13 protein-coding genes are annotated in these 14,271 nt (G+C 69.6%); 11 read left to right on the top strand and 2 right to left on the bottom strand.

The window, feature by feature from the left end; translation table 11 throughout:
* Positions 1-39 precede the first annotated feature (39 nt).
* The gene (locus FHU35_RS07980) at positions 40-561 is read left to right on the top strand and encodes a hypothetical protein (RefSeq protein WP_145737683.1); all 522 of its coding nucleotides are present in this window, start codon (positions 40-42) and stop codon (positions 559-561) included.
* Positions 562-756: 195 nt separating this feature from the next.
* On the opposite strand, the gene FHU35_RS07975 is transcribed toward FHU35_RS07980, so the two are convergent.
* A complete protein-coding gene (locus tag FHU35_RS07975) occupies positions 757-2,820 on the bottom strand; it encodes a HelD family protein (protein ID WP_145737682.1) in 2,064 nt (687 codons plus the stop codon).
* A gap of 170 nt (positions 2,821-2,990) precedes the next feature.
* On the opposite strand from FHU35_RS07975, the gene rsmD reads away from it, so the two are divergent.
* The 8 genes from rsmD to mutM all read left to right on the top strand — a co-directional run bounded on the left by rsmD (position 2,991) and on the right by mutM (position 8,360).
* Positions 2,991-3,551, top strand: a complete 561-nt coding sequence (gene rsmD, locus FHU35_RS07970; RefSeq protein ID WP_145737681.1) for a 16S rRNA (guanine(966)-N(2))-methyltransferase RsmD — start codon at positions 2,991-2,993, stop codon at positions 3,549-3,551.
* Positions 3,552-3,605: 54 nt separating this feature from the next.
* Positions 3,606-4,088: a pantetheine-phosphate adenylyltransferase gene (gene coaD, locus FHU35_RS07965; protein WP_145737680.1), complete on the top strand. Its 483-nt coding sequence runs from the start codon at positions 3,606-3,608 to the stop codon at positions 4,086-4,088.
* Positions 4,089-4,197: 109 nt separating this feature from the next.
* Positions 4,198-4,614, top strand: a complete 417-nt coding sequence (locus FHU35_RS07960) for a guanyl-specific ribonuclease (RefSeq protein ID WP_145737679.1) — start codon at positions 4,198-4,200, stop codon at positions 4,612-4,614.
* Between the two features lie 286 nt (positions 4,615-4,900).
* Positions 4,901-5,629, top strand: coding sequence for an SPFH domain-containing protein (locus FHU35_RS07955; RefSeq protein ID WP_145738039.1), 729 nt, complete (start codon positions 4,901-4,903; stop codon positions 5,627-5,629).
* 177 nt (positions 5,630-5,806) lie between these two features.
* Positions 5,807-6,379 carry a YceD family protein gene (locus FHU35_RS07950; RefSeq protein WP_186459297.1) on the top strand — a complete coding sequence of 191 codons (573 nt, stop codon included), beginning with the start codon at positions 5,807-5,809 and terminating at the stop codon, positions 6,377-6,379.
* 2 nt (positions 6,380-6,381) lie between these two features.
* Complete coding sequence (rpmF, locus tag FHU35_RS07945) at positions 6,382-6,564, top strand: 50S ribosomal protein L32 (RefSeq protein WP_125091036.1); 183 nt, start codon at positions 6,382-6,384, stop codon at positions 6,562-6,564.
* Between the two features lie 14 nt (positions 6,565-6,578).
* The gene (gene rnc / locus FHU35_RS07940) at positions 6,579-7,340 is read left to right on the top strand and encodes a ribonuclease III (RefSeq protein ID WP_145737678.1); all 762 of its coding nucleotides are present in this window, start codon (positions 6,579-6,581) and stop codon (positions 7,338-7,340) included.
* A 135-nt stretch (positions 7,341-7,475) separates the two neighbouring features.
* The gene (gene mutM, locus FHU35_RS07935; RefSeq protein WP_145737677.1) at positions 7,476-8,360 is read left to right on the top strand and encodes a bifunctional DNA-formamidopyrimidine glycosylase/DNA-(apurinic or apyrimidinic site) lyase; all 885 of its coding nucleotides are present in this window, start codon (positions 7,476-7,478) and stop codon (positions 8,358-8,360) included.
* A 128-nt stretch (positions 8,361-8,488) separates the two neighbouring features.
* Here the strand turns inward: mutM and FHU35_RS07930 are convergent, their stop codons facing one another.
* Entirely contained in the window at positions 8,489-10,558 is a 2,070-nt protein-coding gene (locus tag FHU35_RS07930; protein WP_186459296.1) for an ArnT family glycosyltransferase, read from the bottom strand.
* A gap of 187 nt (positions 10,559-10,745) precedes the next feature.
* Here FHU35_RS07930 and FHU35_RS07925 point away from each other — a divergent pair, with 187 nt between their 5' ends.
* Positions 10,746-11,996, top strand: a complete 1,251-nt coding sequence (locus FHU35_RS07925; protein WP_145737675.1) for a bifunctional glycosyltransferase family 2/GtrA family protein — start codon at positions 10,746-10,748, stop codon at positions 11,994-11,996.
* The gene (locus FHU35_RS30140; RefSeq protein WP_145737674.1) at positions 11,993-14,122 is read left to right on the top strand and encodes an ArnT family glycosyltransferase; all 2,130 of its coding nucleotides are present in this window, start codon (positions 11,993-11,995) and stop codon (positions 14,120-14,122) included. Before FHU35_RS07925 ends, FHU35_RS30140 begins: the two co-directional genes overlap by 4 nt.
* Positions 14,123-14,271: the final 149 nt, after the last annotated feature.

Here is a 14,271-nt window from a genome sequence, read left to right as displayed (position 1 = left end):
GTGAACGGATGAGCCACTACCGAGACATGGGGGGTTGTCATGCGCGCAAGGATCGCGTCCAGCGCTGGGGTGCTGGTGGCCGCGGCGCTGCTCGCCGGGGGCGGTGTTGCTGCGGCCGATGTGCAGCAGGTCGACTGGCGCAACGCCGAATTCGACGTCCCGCCGGTGGGTTCCTGCCCGCAGCAGCGGGTTTCGTTCACCGACGGAGCGGGCGAGACCGGGGATCGGGTCTACCGGTTCGCCCCGGACAAGCCGATCGGCTACGCCGACGTCACCGGCGAAGGCGTCGAGGACGCCCTGATCCTGATGGAGTGCGGGCCGCGGGACGCGGAGTTTTCGCGGGCGCTGATCGGGATGACCACCGACCCGGGCGGCACTGCGCCGCATCCGCTCGGAACCGTGGTCAGCCCGCCGGTGTGGACGCAGGTCCCCGAGGAGTTCCAGGTGTTCCACCACGACATCGCCGTGTGGATCAACGACTTCGACACCGGGCAGGGCCACACCGAGCACTACCGCTGGGCTTCCTCGGCCCAGGCGTTCGTCCGGATCGACGGTCAGTAGCCGCAGGCTCACACCCGTCTGCTGACCAGTCCCGCGACGACACCGGTGCTCGGCCGGGCAGGGCCCAGTTTTAGTCCAAACCGAGGACCTTCGATGCCCGAAATGTCCGCTCAGTTATGACTAAAACTGGGAATTGCCGCGGTGGTCGCCTCGTGCGCGTGGTGGATCGCCCGTCCCCTCGCGGAGTTCGGTCGTTCAGCTCGGCTTGATCACCGCGAGGAGCTGGGTGGCGCGGCTCAGGGCCACGTACAGCGCCCTGCGTCCGGTCGTGGACTCGGCCGCCAGGCCGTCGGGGTCGACCACGGCGACGGCGTCGTACTCCATGCCCTTGGAATCGAGGCTGCCCACCACCCGGAGCCGCGATTCGTCCACATCGGACAGCCAAGCGCGGACCTCGTCCCTGCGCGACATCGTGGTGATGACGCCGATCGTGCCCTCGGCACGTTCCAGCAGGTCCAGGGCCGATTCCCGGGTCGTCGCGGCGAGCCCCTCGGCGGTCGCCTCCCGCACGTCCGGTTCGATGCCGGTGGTGCGCACGGCCGACGGCAGGTCGTCCGGGTCGACGAGGTCGCACACCGCGTTCGAGGCGTAGTCGAAGATCTCCGCCGAGTTCCGGTAGTTCGTGCGCAGCGTGAACTTGCGGTGGTTGCGCTGCCCGATCAGCGCCTCGGCCCGGGCGGTCGCGGCTTCGGCCGGGTCCGGCCAGGAGGACTGCACCGGATCGCCCACGATCGTCCAGCTGGCGTGCCTGCCGCGGCGGCCGACCATCCGCCACTGCATCGGGGAGAGGTCCTGCGCCTCGTCGATGACCACGTGGGCGTACTCGTCGTAGTTGACGGCGCGGCGCGGCTGCTCCGCCTCCGGCTCGGCACGCCGGGAGCGCTTGGGCGGCGGGCCGATCAGCATGCGCAGCTCGTCGATCAGCGCGACGTCGGCGACCGTCCAGTCCGACCCCGACGACTCGGCGATCGACGCCCACGACTTGGCCAGCACGTCGACCTCCTCGGCGGCCAGCAGCCGTCGCGCCGCGCCGGCCAGCCGCTCCGGATCCGACAGCCAGCGCAGCACCTGCATCGGGTACAGCGCGGGCCACCAGGCGACCAGGAACCGGTGGAACTCGATGCGCTCGCCGATCTCGCTGATCAGCCGGTCCCGATCCGGTTGGAAATCATCGCCCGCCAAGCCCCTGGCCTGCTGCCACAGCGCTTCCAGCAGCGCATCGGCGGCCTTCATCCGAGTCTTGTTCGGCTGGCCGCCCTTGTTGTGCAGGTTGCGGCGGATGCGCTTGAGCTCGTCGGCCTCCAGCTTGAGCACCGCGCCCCGGTAGTACAGCTTGAACGAGTCGGGAGCGTCCGGTGGCGCCAGGCGCAGCGCGCGGCGCAGCACCTTGACCATCCGCGAGGAACCCTTGACCTCGGCGGTGCGCGGATCGTCGATGTTCGAGGTGCCGAGGCCGTCGAGCACCTCGCCGAGCGCGCGCAGCTCCACGTTGTGCTCGCCCATCGACGGCAGCACCCGCGAGATGTAGCTCATGAACACCGGTGACGGACCGATGACCAGCACGCCCGGCCCGCCGAGCCGCCGCTGCTCCCGGTAGAGCAGGTAGGCGGCGCGGTGCAGCGCGACAGCGGTCTTGCCGGTGCCGGGACCGCCGGTGATCTCGGTGACGCCGCTCTCCGGTGCCCGGATCGCCTCGTCCTGCTCCTTCTGGATGGTGGCCACGATGTTGCGCATCGTCTCGCCGCGCGAGCGGGTCAGCGCCGCCATCAGCGCGCCGTCGCCGATCACCCGCATGTCCGACGGAGCCGAGTCCGGTGCCAGCAGGTCGTCGGAGACGTCGATCACCTGCTCGCGCGAGCAGCGGATCACCCGGCGCCGGATCACGTCCTGCGGGTGCTCGGGAGTGGCCTGGTAGAAGGCGGCGGCCAGCGGGGCGCGCCAGTCCACCAGCAAGTTGTCGAAGCGCTGGTCGCGGATGCCCAGCCGGCCGATGTGCACGGCGTCGCCGGTGCCCAGGTCCAGGCGGCCGAACACCAGGCCCTCGGACTCGGCGTTGAGCGCCTGCAAGGTCCGGTTGGCGTGGTGCAGCATCACGTCCCGCTCGTTGAGCGCCTCGGGCGTGGCCTCCCGGCCGTACTCGTAGCTCTTGTCGCGCATCGCCTCGGCTTCGGAGCGCAGCTCGTCGAGTCGGGCGTAGACGCGGTCCACGTGCTCCTGCTCGACCGCGATCTCGGCCTGCTTTTCGGATGCTTCGGACACCTGTGACTTTCTCCCGGTCTTGCGCGGTGAACAGACCCAACAGACTACGCGCGGCGCCGGGCGGGCCGACGTCTCCCGCCTGCCGTCGCGGCTGGTCCGCGGGCGTAAGATGCGCGATGGCGGAGGACCCGCGGAACACCCGCGCACCAGGGGTGCGCGACGATGTCCGGGTGACGCGGATCGTGGCGGGAAGTGCGGGTGGCCGACGGCTGGAAGTGCCCCCGAAGGGGACGAGGCCGACCTCCGAGCGGGTTCGCGAGGCGCTGTTCAACTCGCTGGAGACGATGCTCGACATCGAGGGGCTCCGCGTTCTCGACCTCTACGGCGGATCCGGGGCTCTCGGGCTGGAAGCCCTCTCACGGGGCGCCGGCCACGCGACGTTCGTCGAATCCGACCGCCGCGCGGCATCGATCCTCAAGCGCAACGCCACCGCCTTGGGCTTCCGCGACGTGCGGGTGGAGCAGGCCAAGGCCGAGACGCTGACCGCCGCCGCGACCGCCGAGCCGTTCGACGTCGTGCTCGCCGACCCGCCCTACGACCTGTCCTCCGAACTGCTGCAACGCGTGCTGGACGGGTTGGTCGCCCACGGCTGGGTCGGGCCGGGCAGCGTGGTGATCGTCGAACGCGCGGTCCGCAGCGGTGAACCCGACTGGCCGGACCCGCTGGAAGCGCTGCGTTCGAAGCGCTACGGGGACACCTCGGTGCACTGGGCCGTGATCGAACAGCGGTGAGCCAGGCCACGTCGACCTGGGGGTTGGCCCGGCCTGCTGCTAACGTCCCAGCACATGAGGCGTGCGGTATGTCCAGGCTCTTACGACCCCGTCACCAACGGTCATCTGGACATCATCGAGCGAGCGTCCGGCCTGTTCGACGAGGTCGTGGTCGCGGTGCTGATCAACAAGAGCAAGAAGGGCCTGTTCTCCGTTGACGAGCGCCTGGAAATGCTGCGCGAGGTCACGGCCCCCTGGCCGAACGTGCGCATCGACTCCTGGCACGGCCTCCTGGTCGACTACTGCAAGGCCAACGAGATCGGCGCGATTGTCAAGGGCCTGCGCGCGGTGAGCGACTTCGACTACGAGCTGCAGATGGCCCAGATGAACCAGCAGCTGTCCGGGGTCGAGACGATGTTCATGTCGACCAACCCGCTCTACAGCTTCCTGGCGTCCTCGCTGGTCAAGGAGGTCGCTACCTACGGTGGTGACGTCTCCAACCTGCTGCCGCCGAAGATCGAGCGGCGGCTGCGCGAGCGCATCGCGGAGAACGGTTAACCTCCGCAACACCGCTGGGCCACGCAGTTTTCGGCGGATCGTGTCCCGTTTCCTTCGGGTTCCCGCCATTTCCGCTGGCTGACGCCGCGCCGCGGTTAGCGTGATCGCCATGAAGAAGTCAGTGCAGATCCTGCTGGCCGCCCTGCTCGCCGTGGCGGGGCTCGTCGGCTTCCAGTCCAGTGCCTTCTCCGCCGCTCCCGCCCCGGCTGCCGTCGCGCAGGCCGAGTGCGGGGACACCGCCGGGTTCGAACCGGTCACGCTCTCGTCCCTGCCTCCCGAGGCGGCCGAGACCGTCGACCTCATCAAGGCCGGCGGCCCCTTCCCGTACCCGGAGGACGGCCAGACCTTCGGCAACCGCGAAGGGCTCCTGCCCGACTGCGCGGACGGGTACTACAAGGAGTACACCGTCGAGACCCCCGGCAGCGACGACCGCGGCGCCCGCCGCTTCGTCGTCGGCGAGGCGGGGGAGTTCTTCTGGACCGACGACCACTACGAGAGCTTCTCCATCACCGACATCAACGCCTGATCTCCTCGTCTCGCTTGAGGACCTGCCGTGATGCCGGTTCTCGGGTGGTGAACGAGAGAGAGCGCGCGATGCGTGCGAGGGAACCTTCCTGTCACTCGTGGTGGCAGGAAGGTTCCCTCGTTCTCGTCGACCGCTCGGTTGGCGGCTTGACACGCGGATGGCTGATTTCCCCCGGGTACGGGTCTCGCGGAGGCAGACTGTGGAGGTGAACGGCCCGTGATCGGCATCGCGCGGCGTTCTGACATGCTTGAGCGGCGCGGCGCTGAACGACTGCAGGGAGATCATGGTGTACCGGGTGTTCGAGGCCCTCGACGAGCTGGTCACGATCGTCGAAGAGGCGCGTGGCGTCCCCATGACCTCGGGTTGTGTGGTCCCGCGCGGTGACGTGCTGGAGCTTCTCGACGACGTGCGGGACGCGATCCCGCAGGAGCTCGACGACGCCCAGGACGTGCTGGACCACCGCGACGAGGTGGTCACCAAGGCCCAGACCGAGGCGGACAAGTCCGTCGCCGAGGCCCGCACCGACTCGGAGCGCACCGTCGCCGAGGCCCGCGCCGAAGCGGAGCAGCTGCTGGCCGAAGCGCGCGAGCAGGCCGACCACCTGCTGTCCGACGCGCGCGGCCAGGCCGAGCAGACCGTCACCGCGGGCCGCCGCGAGTACGAGGACTACGTCAGCCGGGCTCAGTCCGAAGCCGACCGGATGGTGCAGGCCGGTCGCGCCGCCTACGAGCAGTCGGTGCACGAAGGCAAGGCCGAGCAGGCCCGCCTGGTCACCGACACCGAGGTCGTGCAGGCGGCCAGCGCGGAGGGCAAGCGCATCGCCGAGGAGGCCGGTGAGGAGGCCGAGCGGCTGCGCAGCGAGTGCGACGCCTACGTCGACTCCCGCCTGGCCGACTTCGAGGACCTGCTCGGTCGCACGCTGCGGACCGTCGGCAAGGGACGGCAGCAGCTCCGCAGCCCGATGGGCGCGCCGTTCGACTACGAGGAGTGGCAGCCCTCGGCGGGCGCCAACTGAGAGCAGTCCTCCCGGCCTGCTGGCCCGGCGCGAAACCGCTGTGAACAGGGGCTGGTGTCGTTCGCAGGCGGGCGTCGCGTAGGCTGGTAGGGCTGACTTGGGGTGCAGTGCCCGACTCGTCGAGGCACCTTCCCAGCGTCGGCTGAATGCCCATTTCACCAAGCACCGAAATTCGTGATGTCTCAGAGCCATGAACCGCGCACTGCGCAAGCCGGCCCTTGGGTGATCGACACCCGGGAAATCGGCCATCGGGCCGGTAGCAGCCGTGCCTACACGCGCAAGGCCCCGGCGCCCGCCGGCTTCGGGCTGGACATGATCAAGGTGCCCGAGGGCGAACCGGTGGACCTCGATCTGCTGGCCGAGTCCGTGGTGGAGGGCGTGTTGGTGTCGGGCACGGCGTCGGCCCGGCTGACCGGCGAATGCGTCCGGTGCTTGGATCCGCTCTCCGAGGAGACCGAGATCGAGCTCCGGGAGCTGTTCGCGTACCCGGACAGCGCGACCGACACCAGCACCGATGACGACGAGGTCGAGCGGGTCGTCGACGACCTGATCGACCTCGAACCGGTGGTGCGGGATGCGATGTTGCTGTCGCTGCCCGCGGCACCGTTGTGCTCGCCGGACTGCCAGGGGCTGTGCTCCGGGTGCGGCGTGAAGTGGGCCGAACTCGCCCCCGAGCACACGCATGAGACCATTGATCCTCGCTGGGCCGCGCTTCAAGAGCGGTTCGGCGGTACCGAAGAGGAGAAGTAGTCGTGGCCGTCCCGAAGCGCAAGATGTCCCGGGCCAACACCCGTCACCGCCGTTCGTCGTGGAAGACCTCGGCGCCGACGCTGGTCGAGTGCTCGAACCGCTCCTGCCGCGAGCAGAAGCTCCCGCACGTCGTCTGCCCGGCCTGCGGTCAGTACGACGGCCGTCAGGTCGTTCAGCCCGCCTGAGTGGCGGCCACGTAGTGGGGGGAAAGCAGCCGCGAGCCCGTCAGGTCGACAGGGCTCCGTTGTTGGCAGCGCTCGGCGTCGAGTTGGACGCCGAGCTGCTCACCCTTGCCCTCACCCACCGCTCGTACGCGTACGAGAACGGCGGTCTGCCGCCGAACGAGCGGCTGGAGTTCCTCGGCGACGCGGTGCTCGGTCTGGTGATCACCGATCACCTCTACAACGAGCACCCGGACCTGCCGGAGGGACAGCTCGCGAAGCTTCGAGCCAGCGTGGTCAACATGCACGCGCTGGCCGGGGTGTCCCGCGGGCTCGGTGAGGGCGGACTGGGTGAGTACCTGCTGCTCGGTCGTGGTGAGGAGCTCACGGGGGGCCGTGACAAGGCGAGCATCCTCGCGGACGGGCTCGAGGCCGTGCTCGGCGCCGTGTACCTCGCTGAGGGCATCGACGTCGCGCGCGCAGTCGTGCACAAGCTCTTCCAGCCGTTGCTGGCCGAGGCGCCGCAGCGCGGTGCCGGCCTGGACTGGAAGACCAGCCTGCAAGAGCTCACCGCCTCCGCGACTCTCGGCGTGCCCGAGTACCGCGTCGAAGAAGAAGGGCCTGACCACCGCAAGGAGTTCAGCGCCTTCGTGTCCGTCGGCGGCCAGACCTACGGGCGCGGCGACGGACGAACCAAGAAGGAAGCCGAGCAGAAGGCTGCCGAAGCGGCTTGGCGCCAGCTCAACGAGCAGGTCCAGGCTGCGCAGGTCGAGGATTCTGCGGCGGATTCCACATCCTGAGCGAAGTCGGTTCACCTCGAACCGATCGGAAAGAGGGACGTGATCAGCGGCCGGGAACTACCGGTCGGCCTCTGATCACGTCCCTCTTTCGCGCCCGCCTCCGGGTGCTCGCCCGGTGTGGGAAAGGATGTGCTCGTGCCTGAGTTGCCCGAGGTCGAGGTGGTCCGCCGCGGTGTCGCCGAACACGCCGTGGGCCGCAAGCTCTCCAGCGTCGAAGTGCTGCATCCGCGTGCCGTCCGCCGCCACGTGCCCGGGCCGCAGGACCTCGCGGCGAGGCTCGCTGGGCGGGTTCTGACGGACGCCCGCAGGCGCGGCAAGTACCTGTGGATCGAACTCGGCGACGGCTCCGGGACGACCGATGGCGAAGCCCTGGTCGTGCACCTCGGGATGAGCGGGCAGCTGCTCGTGCAGCCCACCGACGCACCTGATGAGAAGCACTTGCGGGTCCGGATGCGGTTCGCCGACGGCGGTTCTGAGCTGCGGTTCGTCGATCAGCGCACCTTCGGCGGGCTCCAGCTGGCCGAGCTCGTCGAGGTCGGCGGGGTGGCGCTTCCCGAACCGGTCGCGCACATCGCCCCCGACCCGCTGGAGCCGGCGTTCGATCTGGACCGGCTGATCGAGCGACTGCGCGGCCGTCGCACCGGCATCAAGCGAGCGCTGCTGGACCAGAGCCTGGTCTCGGGCATCGGCAACATCTACGCCGACGAGGCCCTGTGGCGGGTCCGGCTGCACTGGGCGCGGCCGACCGCGACGATGACGCGCCCCAAGATCCGCGAGCTGTTCGCGGCCGTCACCGACGTCATCGGCGAAGCGCTGCACGTCGGCGGCACCTCGTTCGACGCGCTCTACGTCAACGTCAACGGCGAGTCGGGCTACTTCGACCGCTCCCTGGCGGTCTACGGCCAGGGCGGGAACCCCTGTCCGCGGTGCGGAGCCTCGATCCGCCGCGACCCCTGGATGAATCGCTCCGCCTACACCTGCCCGGTCTGCCAACCGAAACCCCGCAACGCGCACTCCTGAGCCGACTTCGACGCCACGAGAGCGGAAACCCGGGAGCATCCCAGTTTTAGTCCAAACCGAGCCATGATCATGTCCGAAATGTCGGCTCAGTTATGACTAAAACTGGGATTTGGTGCGGCGGGTGCTGGTCATGCGGCGCCTCTGCAGTCGTGGAGGTGCGTGGTGGCGGTGGTGTCGCCTCCGTAGGCGGCCGGGTCAACGATCGCGCAGTGCTGGGCGACCCATCCCATGGCCGCGTCCACCACTGCGGTGTCCACCTCGCCTCCCGCGCTCCGCACTCCCGAGGTGCCGCTGGTCCACACGTACCGGAGCTCCCCGTCGGCGACGTGCTCCTGGAGCTCGTCGACCGTCGGGGTCGGGTCGTTGCCGTTGTAGCCGCCGACTGCCATCACCGGTTGCCCGGTTTCGAGGATGACCGGCGCCGCGACCATCGATCCCACCACGGCCACCAGCCAGGTCTCGTCGGCGTGGTGGTCGGTGAGGTAGCGCATCAGCTGAGGACTGACCTGCTCGCTGCCGGACCGCTCGCCGCCGTCCGGCATCCTGGCCGGCTGCGCGCCGTTCGGTCGTTGACCGCCGTCGGGCATCCGCCCGCCTCCCGGTCCACCGCCCGCACCACCGCTGGGACCTGCGGAGGGGAACGTTGCTCCCACCGGTGTGGACAGCGGCGTCACCGCGTACGTCGTCGGGCCCGCCAGCGAAGCGAGGACTCCCACCAGGGCGCCGACCGCGATGAAGGGACGCTTCCTGTCACGTCCACCGTGGCGGGAGAGGAGCAGGGGAACCATCATCGCGATTCCCGCGGCGAGGGAGACCGCTGCGACAACGGTTCCCATCCACGGCAGGAAGTCCTCGTTCCCGCCGAGCAGGTGCGCGCTCCAGAAACCGGTGGCGATGACCGAGACCGGGAGCAGGAGGCCCCACCACTCGGTGTCGCGGGTCAGGCGCCACATCGCGTGGACGCCCATGCCGGTCAGCGCGGCGAGCGGTGGTGCCAGAGCGACCGTGTAGTAGGTGTGCCAAATGCCCGACGCGAAGGTGAACACAGCCCCGGTGACCAGTAGTGTTCCGGCCCACAGCAGGAAGTCCGCGCGTTCGGCGTCGTGCCGGGGACGGCGTCGGAGGCGCACGAGCACCGCGACCGCGCCGAACAGCGCGAGCGGGAACAGCCAACCGATCTGCGGCGCGACCTCGCCGCTGAACAACCGGGTCAGACCGGCGTCGTCCATCCCGCCGCCACCACCGCCAGGCCCACCACCGCCGGGCCCACCTGGGCCGCCGGCCATCGCACCGGCCGGGGGTGCTCCGCCACCGGGCATGCCCCCTGGTGACCCACCACCTGGCCCGCCGCCGCCCATCATCCCGGGCGACATGATCTGGGCCTGCCCTTCGACGCGGCCGAGCCCGTTGTAGCCCAGCAGCAGGTCCAGGACCGTGTTGTCGGTGCTGCCGCCCACGTAGGGGCGCGCCGAGCTCGGCACCAGATCGACCACGGCCAGCCACGACACGCTCACCGCCGCCAGCACGCCACCGGCGACGACCAGGTTCAGCAGCTTGCGCGTCCACTTCGGACGGGCGGCCACGAGGTAGACCACGGCGACCACCGGAACCACGAGGAACGCCTGGAGCATCTTCGTGTTGAACGCCAGGCCGACGGCCACCGCGCACCACACCAGCGGGAGCAGCGTCCCGGACCGGATCGCGTGGGAAGCGGCCCACAACGCCAGCGTCAGCAGCAGGGTCAGCAGCATGTCGGGGTTGTTGTGGCGGGCCATCACGACCGCGATCGGCGTTACCGCCAGCGCGAGTCCGGCAAGCGCTCCGGCGAGGGGACCGGAACTCCGCCGCACCACGTGCTGGACGACCCACACCGCGACCACGCCCGCGACGGCCTGCGGCAGCAGGAGGCTCCAGGTGTTGAACCCGAAGACCCGTGCCGACAACGCCTGCAACCACAGAGCCAGCGGAGGCTTGTCGACCGTGATGAACGATCCGGCGTCCAGCGCGCCGTAGAAGAAGGCCTCCCAGCTCCGCGTCATCCCCAGCACGGCTGCCGAGTAGTACGTGTTCGCCCACTCGTTGATCGACAGCGCCCACGTGTTGAGGAACGCGGCGATCACCAGCACGACCCAGCGAGCGGGAGGGGACCATCTCGGCTCCCCGGTGCGGGCGAGCGGCAGACGCAGACGTGCGGCCATGGCGCGGATTCCTCTCCGGACGGGCATTCCGAGCGTCGAGGGTGGCTGCCGCGGCTGGGAGGAACGTGCGAGCCGGCTGCACGTCCGCTGGAGAAGAGCCACTCCCAGCTGATTCCCAGGTTCCGTCAACGGGGCTCGCACCTGCGTCCGGCTTGATGGAGCGGAACCGGATGAGAGGTGGTGGGAGATGAGTGCCGTGCCGCAGCTCGGCGCCGAGGAAGTGCGTCGAGCGTCGAACCGGACCGCGACGGTCGACGTGGTCGTCCCGGTCTACAACGAGGAACGTTCCCTTCCCGGGTGCTTGGAGGTGCTGAGCCGGTACCTGGGCGAGGGATTTCCCTTCTCGTGGTCGATCACGGTCGTCGACAACGCCAGCACGGACTCGACGCTGGAGGTGGCGCACCGGCTGGCGCAGGAGTTCGCCCACGTGAGGGTGCTGCACCTGGACCGCAAGGGACGCGGTCTCGCGCTGCGCACCGCCTGGGAGTACAGCGACGCCGATGTCGTGGTCTACATGGACGTCGATCTCTCGACCGGGCTGGACGCGCTGCTGCCGCTGGTCGCGCCCCTGGTCAACGGGCATTCTGATCTCGCGGCCGGTTCCCGGCTGGCCCCCGGTGCGCGGACGGTGCGCGGCGGGAAGCGGGAGATGATCTCCCGCGGTTACAACAAGATGATCAGGTGGACGCACGGAGCGCGGTTCACCGACGCCCAGTGCGGGTTCAAGGCGGCCCGCACCGACGTGATCCGCCCGCTGCTGCGGCAGGTGCGGGACGAGTCGTGGTTCTTCGACACCGAACTGCTGCTGCTGGCCGAGCACAACGGCCTGCGCGTGCACGAGGTGCCCGTGGACTGGGTCGAGGACGTGGACACGCGGGTGAACGTGGTGCGCACGGCGACCGACGACGTCGCCGGGCTGATCCGGGTCGCGCGAGCCAAGGTGACCGATGCCGCGCGGGTTCCGGGCTTGCCGCAACGTCCGCAACCCCGGGCCGCGCACCCGCGAGCGGTGCTGGCGAAGCGGGAGAACGGGCTGCTGTGGCAGCTGGTCTCGTTCGGTGCGATCGGTCTGGTGTCCACTGCGCTCACCTCGGTGCTCTACGCGCTCCTGCGCGGTTGGTGGCCACCGCTGCTGGCGAACCTGGTCGCGCTGACGGTCACGACGCTGTGGAACACGGAGGCCAACCGCCGCTACACGTTCCTGCAGCAACACGGCTCTTCCAGGCGGGTGCACGCGCAAGGGCTGATCGTGTTCGCGCTGTACTACGTCGTCACCTCCGGAACGCTGCTCGGGTTGCACGCCTACTCGGCTGATCCGTCGCGCTGGCTGGAGGTTCTGGCTCTCGTCCTGTCCTCAGTGGTCGGTACCGCTCTTCGGTTCGTACTGCTCCGCTCCTGGGTCTTCGCGGCCCCGGCCGAGGGAGAAGAAGCATCATGATCGCAGTCGAAGAGGCTGCTCCGCAGCGAACGCGCGTGGAGCCGCGGCGGCTCGCGCTGGCCGGGATCTGCGCGCTCGCAGCCGTGCTCCACCTCTGGGGGATCGGGAGTTCCTGGGGAAACGGCTACTACTCCGCGGCCGTGAAATCGATGTCGACGAGCTTCGAGACCTTCTTCTTCGGCTCGTTCGACGCCGCCGGTGTCGTCACCGTCGACAAGCCGCCGATGGCCCTGTGGTTGCAGGTGATCTCGGTGAAGATCTTCGGGTTCCACCAGTTCGCAGTGCTGTTCCCGCAGGCGATCTGCGGTGTCGTGGCCGTGTTCCTGCTGCATGGCACGGTGCGTCGGTGGGCCGGTGAGAACGCCGCGCTGATCGCCTCTCTGGTGCTGGCGCTGAGCCCCACCTCGGTGCTGATCAACCGGGACAACAACCCGGACACGCTGCTGGTGCTGCTGGTCGTGGCCGCAGCCTGGGCGATGACGCGGGCGATGTCGTCCCAACGCCGCTCGACCGGCTGGATCGCGTTGGCCGCGTTCCTGGTCGGCTGCGGGTTCATGACCAAGATGCTGCAGGCCTGGATGGTGTTGCCGGCGTTCGTCGCGGCCTACCTGGTGGGCAGCAGGAACGGTGCGGGCCGGAAGATCGCCGACCTCGGCGTCGCCGCGGGAGTGCTGCTGGTGAGCTCGTTCTGGTGGGTGGTGGCGACCGCGCTGTGGCCGTCGCCCAAGCCCTACATCGGTGGCAGCACGGATGGTTCGGCGTGGGACCTGATCTTCGGTTACAACGGCTTCGGCCGGATCCTCGGCGAGGGTGCCGGTCAGGGCGGCGGTCCCGGTGGTGGACCCGGCGGGGGAGGTCCTGGCGGCGGTGGCGGGTTCTCCGGAACCGCCGGCGTGCTGCGGATGTTCAACGAGCAGCTGGCGGGTCAGATCAGCTGGCTGCTTCCGCTGTGCGGGTTGGTGTTGGTCGCGATGCTGGTGTTCGGTGCGCGGCGCTGGCGCGCGGGTGGTTCCCCCGACCGCGAGCAGATCGCCGGCTGGGTGCTGTGGGGCGGTTGGCTGGTCGTCATCGCGGTGATGTTCAGCTTCGCCCAGGGCACCATGCACCCCTACTACACGACGATGCTGGCGCCTGCGGTCGGCGCGGTGGTCGGGGCCGGCCTGGTCCGGTTCTGGCAGTGGTACCGGCGGCCGGGTGGGAAGGCCTGGTTGCTGCTGCCCGCCGGTGTCGCGCTCAGCGTGACCTGGGCGATGACCGTGGTGGCTCGGGACATGAGCTGGCACCCGTGGACCGGCTACCTGGCCGTGGGGGTCGGCGTGCTGGCGCTGGTGGTCTTGGTGGTCGGCCGGCGCGGACGTCCGGGGCTGGCCAAGGCCGGTTTCGCGCTCGCCCTGACGGCGGTGCTCGCGGTGCCCGCGACCTGGTCGGTGATCGGTGTGGTCGGCGGCGAGACCGGGATGATGGGCGGGGTCAACCCGATGGCCGGCCCGGAGACGTCGATGGGCGGGCCGGGTGGTGGGCGGCAAGGCCGCATGCCTTCGGCGGACCGGCAGGCCCCTCCGGGGATGGACGGTCAGATGCCTCCGGGCGCGTCCGGCGACCGAGGCAGCGGTGGTGGCATGGGCGGTCCGGGCGGAGCGTCGCTGAGCGCCGATCAGCAGAAGATCGTCGATCACGTGCAGGCCAACGCGGGTGGTGTGGAGGTTCCGCTGGCGGTGGAGGGCGGTGCGAACGGCGCGTCGAGCTACATCATCAACACGGATCTGACGGTGGTCGGCATGGGCGGCTTCATGGGGTCCGATGACGCGCCCTCGGTCGCCCGGCTCGCCGAGTGGAAGCAGCGAGGCCAGCTCGGCTTCGTCCTGCTGGGAGGCGGCCCGGGAGGCATGATGCGCTCCGCCGATGCTCAGAACCCCCAGACCCCGGACCAGGACGATCAGAACCAGAGCGCCCAGCCTCAAGACGGCCAGCAGCAGGACGACGGGCGAGGCGGCGCGCAGATGCCCGGAGGCGGCCAGGCGGCCACCGACCGGGAGAACTGGGTGAAGCAGAACTGCACCCTCGTCGACCCCGCCACCTACGGCGGCTCGACGGACTCCTCCCAGCAGCTCTACACCTGCGGGTGACGCTTCCACTGAGGTGGGTGAGGCAGGGCCCAGTTTTAGTCCAAACCGAGCCATGATCATGTCCGAAATGTCGGCTCAGTTATGACTAAAACTGGGCTTCTCCGGCAGTCGTGCGGCGGGTGCGGGGTGGGCGTTCAGCCGGTTTCCAG

The sequence above is a fragment of the Saccharopolyspora dendranthemae genome (genome assembly GCF_007829955.1).
Lineage (GTDB): Bacteria > Actinomycetota > Actinomycetes > Mycobacteriales > Pseudonocardiaceae > Saccharopolyspora > Saccharopolyspora dendranthemae.
Note: the sequence above shows the minus strand (reverse complement) of the source record. Positions and strands in the feature narration are given on the sequence as shown.

Coding starts and splice junctions, on each gene's coding strand:
- FHU35_RS07980 (WP_145737683.1), top strand. CDS start 40: ATGCGCGCAAGGATCGCGTCCAGCGCTGGGGTGCTGGTGGCCGCGGCG.
- coaD (WP_145737680.1), top strand. CDS start 3,606: ATGAGGCGTGCGGTATGTCCAGGCTCTTACGACCCCGTCACCAACGGT.
- FHU35_RS07960 (WP_145737679.1), top strand. CDS start 4,198: ATGAAGAAGTCAGTGCAGATCCTGCTGGCCGCCCTGCTCGCCGTGGCG.
- FHU35_RS07950 (WP_186459297.1), top strand. CDS start 5,807: ATGTCTCAGAGCCATGAACCGCGCACTGCGCAAGCCGGCCCTTGGGTG.
- FHU35_RS07930 (WP_186459296.1), bottom strand. CDS start 10,558: ATGGCCGCACGTCTGCGTCTGCCGCTCGCCCGCACCGGGGAGCCGAGA.
- FHU35_RS07925 (WP_145737675.1), top strand. CDS start 10,746: ATGAGTGCCGTGCCGCAGCTCGGCGCCGAGGAAGTGCGTCGAGCGTCG.
- FHU35_RS30140 (WP_145737674.1), top strand. CDS start 11,993: ATGATCGCAGTCGAAGAGGCTGCTCCGCAGCGAACGCGCGTGGAGCCG.